The 17,934-nt window shown below is 69.4% G+C and carries 15 protein-coding genes and 1 pseudogene; 3 read left to right on the forward strand and 13 right to left on the reverse strand.

Annotated elements, in window-relative coordinates; translation table 11 throughout:
* Positions 1–56 precede the first annotated feature (56 nt).
* From AB0G52_RS38745 to AB0G52_RS38800, 12 genes and pseudogenes are all read right to left on the reverse strand, one after another.
* A complete protein-coding gene (locus AB0G52_RS38745) occupies positions 57–1,142 on the reverse strand; it encodes an aldo/keto reductase (RefSeq protein ID WP_132893353.1) in 1,086 nt (361 codons plus the stop codon).
* Between the two features lie 149 nt (positions 1,143–1,291).
* Complete coding sequence (locus tag AB0G52_RS38750; protein WP_132893351.1) at positions 1,292–2,287, reverse strand: hypothetical protein; 996 nt, start codon at positions 2,285–2,287, stop codon at positions 1,292–1,294.
* Positions 2,288–2,427: 140 nt separating this feature from the next.
* A complete protein-coding gene (locus AB0G52_RS38755) occupies positions 2,428–3,276 on the reverse strand; it encodes an aldo/keto reductase (RefSeq protein ID WP_132893470.1) in 849 nt (282 codons plus the stop codon).
* Positions 3,277–3,395: 119 nt separating this feature from the next.
* A complete protein-coding gene (locus AB0G52_RS38760; RefSeq protein ID WP_132893349.1) occupies positions 3,396–4,175 on the reverse strand; it encodes an alpha/beta fold hydrolase in 780 nt (259 codons plus the stop codon).
* A gap of 36 nt (positions 4,176–4,211) precedes the next feature.
* Entirely contained in the window at positions 4,212–5,180 is a 969-nt protein-coding gene (locus AB0G52_RS38765; protein ID WP_132893347.1) for an aldo/keto reductase, read from the reverse strand.
* A gap of 350 nt (positions 5,181–5,530) precedes the next feature.
* Positions 5,531–6,751, reverse strand: coding sequence for an MFS transporter (locus AB0G52_RS38770; RefSeq protein ID WP_132893345.1), 1,221 nt, complete (start codon positions 6,749–6,751; stop codon positions 5,531–5,533).
* Positions 6,752–6,928: 177 nt separating this feature from the next.
* On the reverse strand, positions 6,929–7,612 hold the full coding sequence (locus AB0G52_RS38775) for an NAD(P)-binding domain-containing protein (protein WP_132893344.1): 684 nt from the start codon (positions 7,610–7,612) through the stop codon (positions 6,929–6,931).
* A 32-nt stretch (positions 7,613–7,644) separates the two neighbouring features.
* Positions 7,645–7,773: pseudogene (locus AB0G52_RS38780) on the reverse strand (IMP dehydrogenase); the annotation flags it as partial.
* A 30-nt stretch (positions 7,774–7,803) separates the two neighbouring features.
* Complete coding sequence (locus AB0G52_RS38785) at positions 7,804–9,057, reverse strand: MFS transporter (protein WP_132893342.1); 1,254 nt, start codon at positions 9,055–9,057, stop codon at positions 7,804–7,806.
* 373 nt (positions 9,058–9,430) lie between these two features.
* Positions 9,431–10,309 carry a helix-turn-helix domain-containing protein gene (locus AB0G52_RS38790; protein ID WP_132893340.1) on the reverse strand — a complete coding sequence of 293 codons (879 nt, stop codon included), beginning with the start codon at positions 10,307–10,309 and terminating at the stop codon, positions 9,431–9,433.
* Positions 10,310–10,655: 346 nt separating this feature from the next.
* Positions 10,656–12,131, reverse strand: coding sequence for an FAD-dependent monooxygenase (locus AB0G52_RS38795; protein WP_132893338.1), 1,476 nt, complete (start codon positions 12,129–12,131; stop codon positions 10,656–10,658).
* A 312-nt stretch (positions 12,132–12,443) separates the two neighbouring features.
* Positions 12,444–13,340, reverse strand: a complete 897-nt coding sequence (locus AB0G52_RS38800) for an alpha/beta hydrolase (RefSeq protein ID WP_132893337.1) — start codon at positions 13,338–13,340, stop codon at positions 12,444–12,446.
* A gap of 97 nt (positions 13,341–13,437) precedes the next feature.
* Here AB0G52_RS38800 and AB0G52_RS38805 point away from each other — a divergent pair, with 97 nt between their 5' ends.
* The 3 genes from AB0G52_RS38805 (at position 13,438) to AB0G52_RS38815 (ending at position 16,044) form a co-directional block, all read left to right on the forward strand.
* Complete coding sequence (locus AB0G52_RS38805; protein ID WP_132893335.1) at positions 13,438–14,004, forward strand: TetR/AcrR family transcriptional regulator; 567 nt, start codon at positions 13,438–13,440, stop codon at positions 14,002–14,004.
* 264 nt (positions 14,005–14,268) lie between these two features.
* Positions 14,269–15,354, forward strand: coding sequence for an alkene reductase (locus AB0G52_RS38810; RefSeq protein ID WP_207921903.1), 1,086 nt, complete (start codon positions 14,269–14,271; stop codon positions 15,352–15,354).
* Positions 15,355–15,522: 168 nt separating this feature from the next.
* Positions 15,523–16,044, forward strand: coding sequence for a MarR family winged helix-turn-helix transcriptional regulator (locus tag AB0G52_RS38815; protein WP_014668673.1), 522 nt, complete (start codon positions 15,523–15,525; stop codon positions 16,042–16,044).
* 565 nt (positions 16,045–16,609) lie between these two features.
* Here AB0G52_RS38815 and AB0G52_RS38820 read toward each other — a convergent pair.
* Positions 16,610–17,770, reverse strand: coding sequence for a hypothetical protein (locus AB0G52_RS38820; protein ID WP_132893331.1), 1,161 nt, complete (start codon positions 17,768–17,770; stop codon positions 16,610–16,612).
* Positions 17,771–17,934 lie beyond the last annotated feature (164 nt).

Here is a 17,934-nt window from a genome sequence, read left to right on the forward strand (position 1 = left end):
CGAAAGGTGCGGTATTCCCCATACGGCAGGCAGGCGAGGGGCGGTTTTTGCCTCAGCTATGCGTGACCGAGGGGTGCGTCGCTTCCGCCGTCGACGAGGTTCGCCTGGGCCTTGCTGCCGTGGAAGTCGCGGGAGCGTTGCGCGGTACCGAAGCCGCCGTAGGGGTAGCCGCCGTGCTGGGGTGTGCTGACCGTGTTGAGAGCCGCGGTGGTGTCGGCGTCGAGGTGCAGTTCGGCCGCGCCGAGGTTGTCGGTCAGATGGGTGAGGGTGCGGGCGCCGACGATAGGGGCGGCGACGGCAGGCTGGTCGGCTGCCCAGGCAAGAGCGACCTGACCCGGCGTGGCGCCGATCTCGCGGGCGATGTGGACGACCGTGTCGATGGTGTGCCAGTTACGGTCCGAAGCGGCGTACTCAGCAGAGACCCACTGGTACAGCTCGTCGTTGGAGCCGGCGCGAGTGTCGGGATCGGGGGTGGTGCCGCGCTGGTACTTGCCGGTGAGGAAGCCGCCGGCGAGGGGGGACCAGGGCAGCAGGGAGACCTGGTTGTGCAGGGCGGCGGGGATGACCTCGTACTCGCTCTCCCGGGACAGCAGGCTGTACTGCTGCTGGAGAGACACGGGGGCGTGGGTACTCATTTGCTGTGCCGTGGAGAGGGCGAGCTGGAGCTGCCAGCCGGTGAAGTTGGACAGGCCAACGTAGTTGATCTTCCCGGAGTGTACGGCATCGTCGAGGAACGACAGTGTCTCCTCGATCGGTGTCAGGGGGTCCCAGGCGTGGATCTGGTACAGGTCGACGTGATCGCGTCCGAGGCGACGCAGGGAGGCGTCCAGTGAGCGGCGCAGCTGTCGGCGGGTGGAGCCGAGGCTGTTGACGTCGGTGCCGGTGCCGTAGCGGCCCTTGGTGGCCAGCACGACGCGGTCGGTGACGTCGCTGGGGCGGCTGGCGAACCAGCGGCCGATGATTTCTTCGCTGCTTCCGCCGCCGTAGACGTTGGAGGTGTCGACCAGGTTGCCGCCGGCGTCCACGAATGCGTCCAGCAGCGCGAACGCCTCGTCCTCGGGCGTTTGGACGCCGAAGTACATGGTTCCGAACGCGATGCGGGAGACGGCGGTTCCGGTGTTGCCGAGCTTGCGGTACTCCATGGTGCTCCTTGTCGTGGTGCGGCTCGCGCCGCGGAGAGGGATAGGTCCGTGGCGGGCTCGGGACGACCTGGACGGTTCGCGGTGCCGGTCGGAAGGTGGGTGGCTTGGGCTGGGGCGGAGGCACCGCCCCCGAAGCCTCTGCGGGCCGCTTAGTGGTGCCGGGGGTGCCCGGTGAGGGCGTGGAGGTTGATGGTTGCGCTCTGCAGCTTCGCGTCGTGGGGTGCCTTGAACCCGGCATCGGCGATGTACAGCTTGTCGCCGCTTACGGCGGTGGTGGTGGGTGAGGCTAGGCCGTCGCCGGTGGTGAGGGCGACCTGGGTGGTCCCGTTCGGGCGCACGACGGTGACCCGGTCGGTCGGGTCGTTCTGCGCGGCGAAGACGATGTCGGAGTGGTTGTTGAGGAAGGCGAAGTCGTCGAAGTCGGGGATGTTGTCGGCGACGGTGTGGATGGGGCCGGGGGTTCTGTGGGCGGTGACCGGGATCCTGAGCAGCTTGCCCTGGCTGTAGTTGCTCAGCCAGACGGCGCCCTTGTGGAAGCGGACGCCGTTGACGCCGAGGGGCAGGGAGCCGTGGGGGTCGGCTGCGAGTGCCGGGCCGTTCAGCCAGATCTTCGCCTGCCCGCCGGAGGTGGGCACGGCCCACACCGTGCTGTTGTAGCTGTCGGCGGCGTAGAGGGTACGGCCGGCCGGGTCGATGGCAAGGCCGTTGGGCAGGCCGTCAGGCAGGGCGGCCAGACGCTCGGGACGGCCGTGCGGGGGCAGCTTCCAGACGCCGTTGCGGGCGGTGTCGTCGGAGTCCACGTTGTAGTAGACGGTTCCGTCGCTGCCACGGGTATTGCCGGTGATCTGATCACCCAGATGTCCGTTGACGAGGGTAATGCGCTGCCCGGAGGGCGTGATCCGCACCAGCTTGGGCGGCTTGTTCGCGGGCACGCCCAGCAGGGACACCGTCAGGGACCGGTCCGGGTTGACGTTGATGTTCTCAGGCGAGTCGCCGGAGGCGAAGTCGAACGCGACCGCCGTCTTCACTTGGGTGACGACCGGCTGAGTAGCGGCCTGTCCGGTGGCGGCGGAGGCGGACGGGGCCGTGACGAGAACAGCCGCCAGAGCGGGGACTGCCGCTGCATGAGCGAAGCGAATGCGCATGGGTGGTGCTTTCTGTGGAAGCGGCTGGAAGACGAGAAGGCAATGCCCTGTGTCTTCGGGCCGTGCGGTGCCCCGGCCGGCCTGGTGGCCGGGGAACTGACTGCGGATGTGTGATCGGGTGAGTGAGGCGCGGTTCGGCATCAGGTGTCGAACCGCACCCCGCCGAGCCACGCGACCTTCTCCGGGTCGTGGTGGTCGAAGATGGGGCTCCGGCCGGTGTCCAGGCCGGCGATGCGGGCCAGCTCGTCGGCGGTCAGCTCGAAGTCGAAGACGTCCAGGTTTTCGGCCATGCGTGCGGGCCGCACGGACTTCGGGATCACGACGATCTCGCGCTGGACGAGCCAGCGCAGTGCGATCTGTGCGACGGACTTGTCGTGAGCGCGGGCGATGTCGACGAGCACGGGGTTGTCGAAGAAGCCCTGGCCGCCCTGGGCGAGCGGTCCCCAGGACTCGTGCTGGACGCCGTACTTGCGCATCAAGTCCTGGTCGTCGGTGCGCTGGAAGAAGACGTGCGTCTCGATCTGGTTGACCGCGGGGACGATCTCGTTGTGGCTGATCAGGTCGGCGAGCCGGTCGGGGTAGAAGTTGCTGACCCCGATCGCCCGGGTGCGGCCGTCCCGGTTGAGGTCCTCCATGGCCCGCCACGATCCGTAGTAGTCGCCGAAGGGCTGGTGGATCAGATAGAGGTCGAGGTGGTCGAGACCGAGGCGGTCGAGCGAGCGATCGAAGGCGCGCTTGGCGCTGTCCTGGCCGTAGTCCTGGACCCACAGCTTGGTGGTGATGAACAGTTCGTCGCGCGGGACGCCGCTGGCGGCGATGGCCCGGCCTACGGCGCGCTCGTTCTCGTAACCGGCGGCGGTGTCGATGAGGCGGTAGCCGGCTTCGAGCGCGGCCTCCACCGCCTGCTGGGTCTGCTCCTCGGGGATCTGGTAGACGCCGAAGCCGAGGATCGGCATCTGCACGCCGTTGTTGAGGGCCACCTGAGGCATCTTGATCGTCATGGGTGAAGCCTTCGCTTTTTTGACGGTGGGGGGATGTCGGCCGGGCCGCAGCCGGTGGGGCAGCGAAGCTGGTGCCGGCCTGGCACAGAAGGCAGGCCGTCCGGCTTCTACCAGGTCTGGCGTTCCAGCCAGGTGTGGATGCGCTGGGCCGTTTCCCGCCAGCCGGGTTCGAGGAGCACGTTGTGGGTGCGGCCGGGAAGGAAGAGGTAGTCGGAGCCGAAGTAGGCGGCGCTGCGGCGGATTGCTTCGGCGGGGACGACGATGTCGTTTTCTGCCGCGATGACCAGGGACGGGCCGCCGATGCGGGTGCGGTCCACGCTAAAGGAGGTGGAGATGGTCTCCTGGATGGCGAGGGCTGATTCCCTGGACAGCAGGGCGTAGTAGCGGCGGGCATCCTCTTCCGAACACCCCGCGAGCACACGAGGCCACTCGTCCTCGAAAGAGCCGACTTCGATCGGCTTCGACAGATCGAGCTCCCGCTCCGGGTGGAGACCGACTTCGGCGCAGATGGCGGGCGTGATGTGCACCTCGGCGACGACGGGGTGCTTCTCGGCGTACTTCTGGCCGACGAGCGCGCCCATGCTGTGCGTCACCAGGACGGGGACCTGGCCGATGTGGTCGACCACGATCTCGAGTTCTTCCACGGTCTCGGCCATGGAGCGGGCAGCGAACTGCTCGTCCGGCAGCTCATGGGAGCGGTGGTGGTTGTACCAGCTGAAGGCGTAGCAGTCGCGGCCGGTGGCGGCGAAGAAGGGGAGGTAGTTCTCCCATACCCAGCTGCCCTGGCCGCCGCCGTGCACGAAGACGATCGGCTCAGCCGATGGGCTGCTTTCGGAGCGGGCGTACTCGATGAACACGCCCTTGACCGTCGTGTTTTCAATCTTCATGGTCATTCCTTTTCGATCGGGGTGGGGTGTGGGGGATCAGTTGCCCCGGCCGCCTTCCGGAGCGGGCAGGGCGTTCAGTGCGGCCAGGTCGGCTTCGCTGAGCTGGATGTCGGCGGCGCCGGCGTTGTCGAGCAGGTACTTCGGGGTCTTGGTGCCGGGGATCGGGATGACGTACCGGCCCTGGGCTAGGACCCAGGCGAGGGCGACCTGGGCTGGGGTGGCGTCGATGCGTTCGGCGATCTCGCGCACCCGGCCGACGAGGGCGAGGTTCTGCTGGAGGGCGTAGTCCTGGAAGCGCGGCATGCGGCGGCGTACGTCGTCTGGGGGCAGGTCGTCCACCGAGGTGAAGCGGCCGGTGAGGAAGCCCCTGCCCAGGGGTGAGTAGGGCAGGAAGGCGATGTTCTGTTCCTGGCAGTAGGGCAGCACGTCCTGCATCCAGTCCCTCGTCCACAGCGACAGCTCGTTCTGCACGGTGGCGATCGGGTGCACCGTCTGGGCGCGTTTGATCTGGTCGACGTCCACCTCGGACAGGCCGATCGCGCGGGCCTTGCCGGCGGCGACCGTCTCGGCCAGGGCGCCGACGCTTTCCTCGATCGGCACCTGGGCGTCGACCCGGTGCAGCTGGTAGAGGTCGACGTGGTCAGTGCCCAGGCGCTGCAGGCTCTCGTCGATGGAGCGGCGGATGTGCTCCGGGCGGCCGTTCTCGGCACGGATCGGCTTGCCCTGCTCGTCGCGGGACAGGGCGCCGACCTTCGTGGCCAGGACCGCACTGTCGCGGTGGCCCCCGGACAAGGCCCGGCCGACCAGTTCCTCGTTGGTGAACGGTCCGTACACATCCGCGGTGTCGATCAGGGTCATGCCGACATCCAGCGCCTCGCGGATCACCGAGACGTACGTGTCCTCGTCTCGGGCCGCCGACATGTCGTAGGCGTAGCTCATGCCCATGCAGCCCAGGCCGATCACGCCCACCTCGGGACCGCCAGGGCCCAGTGTCGTCGTACGCATGCCATTCCTTTCAAATTTCAGGGATCGAGGTGCCGGATGCCGGGCGGGAAGGACCGGCCTTCCCGTGAGGAAGCAACTCCGCACTCGTTCCGCCCTGTTACGTGAGGCGGCCGGCCGGCGGAGAGGCAGCAGGACCGCCGGGCGGCAACGGCAGACAATGTGCGAGCGGAGAGGTCTCAGAGCCGCCGGTATCCACGAAATCAGCTCCCGCGTCCCGCTGACAGGCACGCTCTTTAGGGGTAACAGCAGTAACCCCCTCGTGCCGGAGCATCGGCGTGCCGGGTGGCCGCCCGGCAGTGTACGGAGGGTTATGGCGGCGGAGCGGGAGGCTGGACGGACGGTGTCTGGTGTCAGCTCTTGGTGTCAGCCTGTGCTCGGGCCGCGTCCTGGTCCCGCGTGGCCGCCAGGGAACTCCTGTCGGCGAGGCGGCTGCGGCCGGTGGCCCAGATGGTGAGGCCGGCGAGGGTGACCGTCAGAGCGACAGTCATGGTCGCCGTCCAGCGGCCGAGCGCCCAGAGGGGGCCGGCGGCGGCCGATCCAACGGCGCCGCCGAGGAAGTTGCTGACGACCAGACTTGTGTTCAGGCGGCTGTGCGCGGAACCGGGCAGGGCGAACAGCCGGGTCTGACTCAGTACGAGCACGCTTTGAGTGGCGACGTCGAGCGCGATGACAGCAAGGATCAGCCCGACGATCGAACCACGTGCGGCCCAGGCGGCTACCAGGGACAACCCCAGCAGAGCCAGTGCGGCGCCGGTGGCGGGTACGGACCAGCCGCGGTCGTGCAGTGCGCCCGCCCGACGTGCGGCGAGGGCGCCGGCCAGGCCGGCCAGGCCCAGCAGGCCGATCTGGCTGGTCGAGTAGGAGAACGGCGCGGCCGTCAGCAGGTAGGTCGTCGACGTCCAGAACAGCGAGAACACCGCGAAGGTCACGGCGGACAGCAGCAGGGTCGGTGGCGCTGCGCGATGGCGGGCCAGGGTGGTGAAGACCGATCCCAGCAGGCGCGGGTAGGGGACGGGTTCGCGGGGTTCGAGGGGCGGGATAGCCGCGCGGAGCACGGCGGCGAGGGTGATCGCCGCCGCGGCGGCGATGCCGTAGATGGCCCTCCAGCCGAGGAGGTCGGCGACGACGCCGCTGATCGTGCGCGAGAGCAGGATGCCGATCAGGGAGCCGGATGCCACGGCACCGACGACCTGCCCGCGCCGTTCGGGTTCGGCGAGTTCGCTGGCCAGCGGGGTCAGCAGCTGTGCACCGACGGTCGTCAGGCCGACGCCGCCGAGTGCCGCGAGGAGCACCGCGAACGTCGGGGCCAGGGCGGCGCCGAGGAGCATCACGGCGGACAAGGCCAGGACGAGGGGGACCAGGCGGCGCCGGTTGAGGACATCGCCGAGCGGGACGAGGAGAAAGATGCCGAGTGCGTATCCGACCTGGGTGACGGTCACCAGGGTCGCGGCGCTGGACGACGAGACGCCGAGGGACGCGGCGATGGTCTCGATCAAGGGCTGGGCCCAGTAGAGATTGCCGACGGCCAGGCTGGCGGCGACCGCAAAGGCAAGGGTGCGCGCCGGGGTCATCCGACGAGCGGAAGCGGAGGGCACGACGGGTCCTTTCACCTGTGGGGTGGTGCTGCACTGAGGTGTGCGGAGGGCGGGAGGAGTACAGACCTTGCCGCCCACCCCGCGAGCGGCAAGGGGCAGGCTTCGGCCGCGATCGGCGCGTCCTGGGCAGCCGATTCGACCGAGCGCGTGCCGCTACGGGCGCACGATCCCGATGTTGAAGTGGAACGTCCCCGTCGCGGCCGCCACCGCGAAGAGCAGCTCCCCGTACATCTCCACCGCTCGCGCGGTTTTGATCCCGCCGAGGTCGATGATCGCCTCGTCGGGCCAGCCGAACTCGCGCAGCAGGCTCTTGACCGTTTCCTTGGCTCCGGCGTCCTCACCGGAGACGAAGACGTTGTGGTGCCCGGGGAGCCGGCTCGGGTCGATCATGATCTCGGCGTTCATCGTGTTCAGCGACTTCACGACGCGGGCCTCCGGATAGGCACGCTGGATCTGCTCGCCGAGGCTGTCGGTGTTCGCCACCGTCAGCCTCGGCGGCATCCCCTGGGAGACGTCCAGCGGGTTCCCGATATCGAGGAGGACCTTCCCGGCGAGGTTGGCGGCGCCCGTCGCCTCCAGCGCGTTCAGCGACGCAGCGCCGTGGGTGGCGTTGACGACGACTTCTCCCTGCGCTGCGGCATCGGCCAACGTCGTCAGCTGCACCGCGGGGTGCGCCTGCTGCCACTGCGCGAAGGAGACGCTGTCCGGCCGGTCCTCGGTGTGCGCCAGGGTCCGCTCCACGTCGCGAGTGCCCATCACCACGTCGTGGCCCAGGGTGCTCAGCCGGCCCGCGATGGCACGGCCGACCATGCCCGTTCCCAGAACTGCAATCTTCATGATCATCCTTTGTGTCAGTGTGTCGCGAGTGGTCAGAGGGTGAGGAAGACCTTGGTGGCGCGGCGCTCGGCCATGGGCTGGTAGCCCCTGACGGCCTGGTCGAGGGGCAGGGTGAGGCTGAATACCTTGCCCAGGTCGATCGTGCGGCCCCAGATGAGCTGATCTCGGCAGCGGACCCAGCCCCTCGGCTGTCAGCTCTGCTCTGCTTGCGCCTTGCGCTGGGAGGCGGCCAGCAGGCCCAGCGGCAGCAGGGCCGCCAGGGCGAAGGCGAAGCCCGTCAGGGACGGGCCCTTCAGGCCCAAGCCGGAGGTCAGGGCGACACCACCGAGCCAGGAGCCGGTGGCGATACCGATCTGGAAAGCGGAGGTGGCCACGGCTACGGGCAGGGACCGGCCCTCGCCGGCGATCTTGACGACCTGGCTGACCACGATGGGGTTGCCTGCGAAGCCGGCGCCGCCGAGCAGAAGGATCAGAACGACGGCCACGACGCTGTTGGTCGCCCACAGGGTGATCGCGCCCAGAGCCGCGGTGGTCAGGACGGCGGTCGGAATGAGCGTCCCGTAAGGCCGCCGGTCGCCCAGGCGGCCACCGACCGTGGTGCCGGACAGGGCGCCGATGCCGAAGCCGAGCATCGCCAGCGGCACCGCCGAGCTCGCCAGGTGGGCACGGTCGGTCAGCAGGGGGGCGACGTAGCTGTAGGCGCCCATGATGCCCGCCTGGAGCAGGGCGATGGACAGGTAGACCAGCCACAGCCGGGGCCGCTTGAGCGCGGCCACCTCGGCGCGCAGGGAGGTGTCGGTCCGTGTGGTGTCGGTTGGGATGCGGCGGGCGATCACGGCGGCGGCGGCCACAGAGAGCGCGGCGAGCACCCAGTAGGGGGTCTGCCAGCCGCCCAGCTGGCCGGCTGCCGTACCGAGGGGGACGCCGATGATGTTGGCGAGCGTGATGCCGCCGACCATCACGCCCGTGGCGCGGGTGCTGGCGGCGGGGCCGGCCGCGGCGGTGGCGATCACGGCGCCTACGGCCCAGAAGGTGCCGTGGCCCAGTGCGGCGGCGATCCGGCCGACGAGCGCGAGGGTCAGGTTGGGGCTGAGCGCGCTGAGGACGTGCCCGGCGGCGAAGACCAGCAGCGCGGCGATCAGGGCCGAGCGGCGCGGCAGGCGCTGGGTCGCTATCGCCATCAGGGGAGCGCCGATCGTCATGCCGATGGCGAAGACGGTGATCAGCATCCCCGCGCTGGAGAGGCTGACGTTCAGGGCGTCGGAGATCTGCGGCAGCAGGCCGGAGACGATGAACTCGCTGGTGCCCATGATGAAGGTGATGCCGCCCATCAGCCACACCACGGGCGGCAGCTTGACCTTCCCGGCAGACACCGTGCCGCCGCCGTCGGCCGTGAGCGGTGCGGCTGCCGAGGTGTCCGGCTTCGTGGACGAGGGGGAACTCACTGATGATCCTTCCGAGAGAAGTGGCGCGGGATCCCGGTCATCCGAATGCGGGCCGGCAAGCTTCCTACGCGCCGAGGGGTGTGCGGGGCGGAGCCCTTCAGGTCCGCCGCAATCCACGTAACCAGGAGCTGAGCCGGGCAGACAGTCACGCTCCTGAGGGGTAACAGCAGTGACCCCCTTGTGCCGCGCGTCGCACCGGCACACCGGTGAACTCTGAGCCATCACCGTCCCCAGCTATCTGATGCACGGACAGTGACGACATCCAGGCGGGTCGGCATGCCTGCGAGGCCGGCAAGTACCCCCGCGTCTTGAGGCCGTGCAGGGGCTTGTGCCCCGCCGTGCAGGCCGAGGAACGGACGGACGGTGCCTGGCGTCAGTTCTTGGTGTGGTCCTGCGTCGTGGCCGTGTCCTGGTCCCCTGTGGCCGCCCAGCTGGCCAGCAGTTTCAGGGCGTCCGCCGCCGGGGTGCCGGGATCGGCGCTGTAGACGGTGATGGACAATCCCTCGTCACCGGGCAGGTCAAGGCTCTCGTGGACCAGTTCCATCTCGCCCACTACCGGATGGTGGAACCGCTTGGTGCCCTTGGTGAAGACGTGCACGTCATGCGCGCCCCACATCCTGCGGAAGGCGTCGCTGCGGGTGGACAGCTCACCGATCAGGTTCGACAGCTCGCGGTCGTAGGGGTTCTTGGCGACCTCGACCCGCAGCACCCCGACCGCGTCGTGCGCCACCCGTTCCCAGTCGACGTAGAGCCGGGGGGCACGGGGGTCGAGGAAGCAGAACCGGCAGGTGTTCGGCTGCTCCATCGTGAAAACGTCGCTGTGCAGGGCTCGGGCGAGCGCGTTGGCCGCCAGGATGTCCATGCGGTTGTTGCGCAGGTAGGCCGGCTGGTCGTGCAGGCCATCGAGGATGCGCAGCACGCTGGGTCGCACCGTGGCTTTCTTCGGGCGGCGCCGGACGCGGGCGGGATGGGTGTTGGCCGCATGGGCCAGGGCGTGGAGGTGGTCCCGCTCGGTGTCGTCCAGCCGCAGGGTCTGGGCGAGTGCGTCCAGGATGCTGTCGGACACCCCGCGGAGATCGCCGCGCTCCATACGTGTGTAGTACTCGACGCTCACCCCGGCGAGCATCGCGACCTCGCCGCGGCGCAGCCCGGGCACCCGGCGCTGCCCGTACACCGGCAGACCCACCTGGTCGGGCGTGATCCTGTCACGGCGGGACTTGAGAAATGCGCTGACTTCGGCCCGGTTGTCCATGGATCCAGCGTAGAAAGACGGCACCGCCGGTGGGGGTCTCTGTCAGTACCCCTCACGGCAGAGCCTCCCGCACTTCGGGCTCAGCCCGTCGACCCACCGATCGACGGTCAAGCACAACGCCGTGCGGTGGAGCTCGGGGACGGACCTGCCGTGCGGTGGATTTCGGGGACGAACCTCGCCGGAGACCCGGTCCGGTCATCGACCGCGACACGGCCTGGCGGCCGATGACGACTGCGGTGACCAAACCGCCTTCGCCTATGACGGCTTCAGCAGGACGGAGGACCCCCCGGCCAGGTGACCGGCGCGAGGCCACTTCGCGTCCGGCACCGTAGGCCTGAGGCTGCGGTCAGAATGCCCCCCAGTCGGTAAGTGCCGCTCTGACCCGTTCGGGGTCCGCCCCTGTCCACGCGCGGGCGATGTATCCGTCGGGCCGTACCAGCGCGGCCGCCAATCCGGACCAGGGCGCGGCCGGGATCACCTCCACCAGCGGTGAGCCCAGTGCAGCCAGCTCCCCGGCCGGGGTGAAGTCCAGCAGCAGGAAGCGGTCGACGCGCAGCCGGCGCAGCAAGGTGTCCCCGTCTGGCAGGTTCAGGTCCGGCGTGCGATGCCCGTCCAGCGGGTGACCTCCATCGGGGGCGTCGTAGGACACGCTGAGCCCTGACAGCAGTCCGGCCAGATGTGCGTTGGTCTCCGGGCGGGTGAGCAGCGTGCTCATCAACTCGCGCAGGGCCGCGCCTTGGGGGGTGAACGTGGTCATCAGCGCGGTCTGGGCCTGCGTGTTCTGCGCGAGAGACTCGGCCACCGGGCGGCGTTCATGGTCGTAGGAAGCTGCGCCGCCGGTGATCAGCGGTGTGGCCCGGCCCTTGACCTCGGCCGCGAGCTTCCAGGCGAGGTTGACGGCGTCCTGCATGCCGACGTTGACTCCTTGACCGCCCGCCGGGAAGTGCACGTGCGCGGCGTCACCGGCGACGAAGACATGGCCGGCCCGGTACTGGGTGGCGTGGCGGGTGGTGTTGCCGGCAGTGGAGATCCACACCGCGTTGCGCAGCCCGTAATCGGTGCCGGTGACACGGTTGAGAATGCCGCGCAGGTCTTCGAGGGTGAGCTGCTCCTTCCGCCTGGCGGTGACCTGCTCGGGCGTCAGGCCGGTGTCCTCGGGCAGAACGCCGAACACGCGGTGGATGCCGTTGAAGAGCGGTACGACAGCGACCCAGCCGTCCTCGGGATCCCAGCCGTGGGTCGCGTTCTGTGGCGCCGCGTCCAGGTGGACGTCCGCAAGGTAGGAGACCGTGTTGCCGGGCGTGCCGGGAAACTCGATGCCGGCCTGCTGCCGGACCCGGCTCCACGCGCCGTCGGCTCCGACCAGGTACCGGGCCGTGTGGACGGTGCCGCCTGCCTGCACGCGCACGCCGGTGTCGTCCTGCTCCAATCCGGTGACCTCTTGGCCGTAGTGCACCGGAATGCCACGCGCTGCAACGAGCGAGGCGAGGACCCGCTCGGTGGTGGCCTGGGTGATCTGCAGGATGTAGGGGTAAGGGGTGTCCAGCTCGGAGTAGTCCAGCAGCTGCGACAGCATGCCGAAGTGCGTCCGGGGCACCGCGCGGCCGTGTGACAGCAGAACGTCGGTGAGCGTGCGGCCGTCCTCGGCCCGCACCGTCGTCAGAACCTCCAGCGTGCGGGGATGCAGGACCGCGGCACGGGAGTTCCCGCTGCGCTCGGTGAGCCGCTCGAGGACCTTCACCTTCACCCCGGCCGAGTCAAGGAGCGCGGCGGTCAGCAGCCCGACGGGTCCCGCGCCCGACACGATGACGTCGGCACTCATGCCTGCCCCCCGTTCTCGATCGCGGGGACAGCCGCCGGGGCGGCCGGCCACGGACTCGGTATCCGTCCGGCTGGGCTCATGCATCGCACTTTTGGTGTTGCCGTCTGCATCTCACTCCTCAGGGTTGAGTTGGTGGCTGCGAGCGACTCCCGTACCGCGACGCCCGAGGCCGCGGCAACGGTCCGCGGCCCGGCTCCTGTCCCACTGCCGATGACGCGGACGTCATCGCGGCCCCTTCTGCGTGCGGCATCTCCGTCGCTTGGTGCGTGGCCGAGGTGCGGCGGCCTCTCGTCGTGGCGGCGGGCCTGCCGGTCAGCGCAGGAAGTCCAGGAGCGCTTGGCTGAATTCCTTGGGCGCCTCTTCGGGCAGGAAGTGTCCGGCACCGGGGATGACCAGCCCGGTGACGTCCGGGGCCACCAGCCGCATGGTCTCCTCCGGGATGGTGCCGGTGCTGTACTGGCCGCCTATAGCCAGGACCGGGATGGTCAGCGGCCCCTCGTCGCGCCAGTGCAGGACGTGCTCGGCGGATGTGTCGAGGGTCCGGTAGTACTCGAAGCTGGCGCGCAGTGCGGCCGGGTCGCGCAGCGAGTCGACGTAGACGTCGATGGCGTGCTGCGGGATGGCGCCGGGGGTGGCGGTCTTGGATGTGAAGGTGTGGCCGAAGTAGATCTCCTCGCGGCCGGCGACCATGCGCTCGTTGATGTCCGCGAGGCGGTTGAAGGCGAAGTGCCACAGCATCTCGTTGGTCGCCGGGTCCGACAGCAGCGGCGGGGACGGAGAGAGACCGGGGAGGATGGCCTCGCTGACGACGAGGCGGGTGACGCGGTCGCGGTGGCTCGCGGCGAGTGCGTAGCCGACCAGCATGCCGAGGTCGTAGCCGACGACGGCGAAGCGGTCGTGGCCCAGGGCGGTCATCAGCGCGGCCATGTCGTCGGCAAGGGTGGCGGCGTCGTATCCGGTGACGGGCTTGTCGCTGGCGCCCATGCCGCGCAGGTCGGGGGCGATGACGGTGAAGTGCTCGGCCAAAGCTGGCATGACCAGACGCCAGCTGTACCAGAACTGGGGCCAGCCGGGCAGGAGCAGCAGCGGCGGCCCGTCGCCGCCGACCACGGCGTGCAGGGTCAGCTCGGTGGTCTTGACGGTGCGGCTGGTGAACGTATCGGTGAACCCAACGGGCAGGTCCGGCACGTCGGTGACGGTGAACGACACGGTGCTTCCTCCTCGTGGCACGGGACCACATCAAACCGGATGATGTATCCACTTCACGCTAACACAATCGGATGACTCATCCGTTTAAGCTGTGCGCATGACCAGTGCACCGATGCGTAGGGACGCCGCCCGCAACCGGCAGCGCATCGTCGACGTGGCCCGGCAACTCGTCGACGACGACATCCCGCTGCAGCTCAACGACGTCGCGCGTCTCGCAGGCGTGGGGGTGGCCACCGTCTACCGGCACTTCCCGACACCGGAGGCACTGATGGAGACCGTGGCGACTCCGGGCCTGGAAGCGCTGGTCGCCCACGCGCAACGGGCACTGACCGAAGAAGACCCCTGGAAGGCCCTGGCCGGATTCCTCGATGTCACCTTGGAATCGCAGCTGACCGACCACTCGCTCACCGCCGTGCGCGCAGCGCCGCAACGCGTCCTGCCCCGCACTGAGGAACTGACCGCCATGCTGGACTCACTCGCCGGCCAATTGCTCGACCGAACTTCGGCGGCTGGCGCGGTACGCGACATGGTCACCTGGGACGACCTGCTGCCACTCATGTGCGGGATCGCCTTCGCCGCCAACGTCCACGCCGACGACCAGCAGACACGCCTGGCGTCCGGCCGACGCTACCTGGAAGTGATGCTCCAGGGGCTGCACAGCTGAGCCTCCGCCAGACCCGCGCAGGACCCATGTCGGGGGTGAGCCTATTGCGGGCGCCAGATATTGTCTGGACAGGTAATGACTTGGCCGACTCTAAGGTCCGTCAGTGCGCTTCAGACCCACCTTGAACTGCGACACGTGGCCGTGTGGTGTAGCTCACGCACACGTGAGGGAAGGTTGTCCCGGGATTAGTTGTTCGAACAGGTAACCGGCGCGAGGACCCGCGCGTCCGTTGAACACTCGCTCCCTTCCCGAAAAGAGATGACGATGTCGAAGGCCTTCGAGCCCTACGAGCTGGGCGGCAAGCGCCTGGCCAACCGCCTGGTTATGGCGCCGATGACCCGCAGCCGCGCCTACGGCTCCGGCCAGAGCCCCACGCCGCTGATGGCCGACTACTACGCGCAGCGCGCCTCCGCCGGGCTGATCGTCACCGAGGGCGTCCAGCCCTCCAGGGTCGGCCAGGGCTACCCCGACACCCCCGGCATCCACACCGCCGAACAGGTCGCTGCCTGGCGCCACGTGACCGACACGGTGCATGCCCAGGGCGGCGTGATCTACCTGCAGATCATGCACACCGGACGGGTCGGACACCCCGCGCTGATGGGCCTGCAGCCCGTCGGCCCCTCCGCCGTCGCGGCCGTCGGACAGGTGTACACCCACGAAGGCCCCCAGGACTTCGTCACCCCGCACGCACTGACCGACGCGGAAGTCCGTGCCACCATCGCCGACTTCGCCACCGCCGCCCGCAACGCCGTCGAGGCCGGCTTCGACGGCGTCGAGCTGCATGGTGCCAACGGCTACCTCATCCACCAGTTCCTCGCCCCGAACAGCAACCAGCGCACCGACGCCTGGGGCGGCAGCCCCGACAGGCGCATCCGCTTCGCCGTGGAGACCACCAAAGCCGTCGCCGAAGCCATCGGCGCGGACAAGGTCGGCTTCCGCCTCTCCCCGGGCAACCCCTACAACGACATCGACGAGTCCGGCACCGCCGACATGGAGGCCACCTACACCGCCCTGGTCGAGGCCCTCGCCCCGCTGAACCTCGCCTACCTGCACCAGCTCGAGGCCCCCGGCGTACGTGACTTGACGCTTCGGCTGCGCAAGGCATGGCCGACCGCCTTCATCATCAACCCCTTCACTGGCCAGGAGCCCACCGGACCGGCCGAGCTGGAACTCATCGAGAACGGCACCGCCGACCTGCTCGCCTACGGCGCCCTCTTCCTCGCCAACCCCGACCTGCCCGCCCGCCTGGCTCAGGGCGGCCCGTTCAACACCCCCGACCCCACCACCTTCTACGGCGGCGACGAGAAGGGCTTCACCGACTACCCCACGCTGGAGGAAGCCCACGCCTGACGGTCCGGCGACAGACCCGAGCCCGCCGGGCACGCCACACCTGAGCAGCACATACCCTGCCCTCAGGATGCGGACCCGAGAGCCCGCCCGCGGCAGCCGACCCAGCGCCGGCTGCCGCGCGCGGCCCCAGCAAGGACGGCCGCACGGGAGAAAGCAGAAGGCAGGACCATGGAATCCGAGGCAACGCCCCAGGTCCCCGCGACCGGGGAACTTCCCGAGGCCGCACGCCGCGGACCGATTAGCCATGCGATCTTCCGGGTGGCCCGCCTGCACCGCATGCTCGCCGGCCAGCTGCTGCGCGAGGTTGGCCTGCACCCGGCCCAGGAGCTGGTCATGATGCACCTGTGGGACCACGGCCGGATGCGCCAGACCGACCTGGCCCGGCACGTCGGCGCCGACGCCGCCACCATGACCCGCACCATCCAGCGCCTGGAGAAGGCCGGCTTCGTGCGCCGCGTGCGCTCCACCAGCGACAAACGCTCCGTCCTGGTCGAACCCACCGCCGCCAGCCAGGCCCTTCGCCGACAGGTCGAAGACCTCTGGGCCCGCCTCGAGGACTACGCCGTCGGCGACCTCACCGACGCCGAACTCGCGGAAGCCCTCGCCGTCCTCGAACGCCTCGAGACCGACCTCGCTGCCCACGTCAACGATGCCGAACCCCCCTTGCGCCCAGGCGCCCCCGACGCTTGACCCGACGATCGGTGGACAGGCACACCCCCGCCGGACAGCGCTAGAAAGCGCCGCCGGCCTCCCTCGCTGTATGGATCTACGGGAACGGGCGGGACCCCCGTTCGTGGCGGATGCAGGCCGTCCACTTTTGTCCGCCTGACCGCCACCCGGACCAGCCGGAACAGAGCCCCCAAAAACACCTCATCTGACCAGGAAGCGCGCCTCTCGACGGCGGAGCACACCTGCTGTCGAGCACGAGCGGCCAACGCGAGCGTAAGCATGCTGATTGGCACTGTTGGCCAACCAGCGTGCTCAACATCCGGGCGTGCTACGACGCATATCCCGGGGCATCGTCTGACGTCGGAGGAGGGACGGGGCGAGGACGGCCAGCGGCTGACGCACCGGCGCTGGACCGGCTCCGGCGTGAATGTCGTCCAGCCGCTGTGCCCGGGCAGCCGCCCTGACCGTCTTGCCGAGACCACCAAGATCATGGCCTCAGCCCGGATGTCGCAGGCCCATCCTGCCGATGGATGGCCATCACCCTGCGGCTGCCGAATTCGCTGATGACAGCCGTGCCGGTCGGTCGTTACGGCTGTGATCCCTGCCGGGCGGCGAGGTAGGGCGCCCAGCTGTTGCCAGCGAGCTGGGACCAGCGGTGGGCGGTTGCGGGACTGATGCCGAAAAGGTCGGCGACGACGGTGGGCGGCAGGTCGGTGATGGCCTCCATCAGCGCCGTGTTGCGTGCGGCGCGTATGGGAAGGCCATGGTGCTTCATCTGGTCTGCCAGTCCGGCGGGGTTGCGGGGGCGGCCGGGCACGGCGCCCGGCAGGAGGAGATGCGGGTGGCTCTGCAAGGACTGTGGACCGGGGAGTTGGGCGATCTGCTCGTCGATCAGGCAGGCCAGCGCCGGTGGGAGCAGTACCGGGTGGCGGTCGAGGGTGAGGTAGGCGGCTTCAGTGTTGCGGTGGAACTGGTCGGTGGTGAGTTCGACGATCCGGGTCAGGGGCAGGGCGTAGAGGCGGACCAGGGCGCCGATGATGCGTACGGGCAGGGGAAGTCCGATGTCGGTCAGGCAGCGCCGCAGTTCGGCCTGGTGGGTTGCCTCGTCCTGGAAGGTGCCGGGGAGCTGCCTCGGCCGGTGGTGGATTTCCAGGTCGCGGACGATGCGGCGGGCGTGCACCCAGCGGACGAACGGGATGAGGCGGGTGCGCTGGGTCGGATGCGTGCTCGCCCAGGCGTCCAGATGCGCTTGGGTGACGTCACGAATGTGCAGGTGCTGGTCGTCGAGCCAGGCGAGGAAGCGGATGGTGACGCGGATATCGGTGCAGTCGCCCTTGTAGGCCGCCAGGCTGTAGCGTCCGCGGGCGGCCCGGCGCCGGGCGTCCTTGACGACGCCCCACTCGGCGAAGGGCCGCACCAGCGTGACGTGGTGCGGCGGGAGTTGGGCGAGTTTGGCGGCGAGCCAGGTCTCCAGCCGGGCGAGGTTCTCCTGCCGCGGGGGCAGAACGCCGGCCGTCACCAGCAGTCCGCGGACGTAGGCAGTGTTCGCATCCGGCGACAGCGTGTCCAGGGCCTGGTGTGTGAGGCTGCCTGAGGATTGGGCCAGGCGGGCCAGCAGCCGCGCGGCGGGGCTGCGGCGGATCCACTCCAGAACCGGGTAGTGGTTGGTGACGTCGGTGAGCACGGCCTCCAGCGGCGCAAGGCCGGCGGGAACGTTGCCGCTGGCATCGGCGAGGAGGTCATGCACCTTGTGTTTCAGCGAGCATCCCGGGCACCGTCCGTCCGGCCGCAGGTCTGCGCTGACGTGGCATGACGCGCATGCCCCGACGACACCACCGGGGGCACCGCCCTCGGCGCAGCAGGTCGCGCACAGCCCCGACTCGCCGTCGTCCGTGATCCCAACCAGAATCC

The organism is Streptomyces sp. NPDC021562 (assembly GCF_040640875.1).
Lineage (GTDB): Bacteria > Actinomycetota > Actinomycetes > Streptomycetales > Streptomycetaceae > Streptomyces.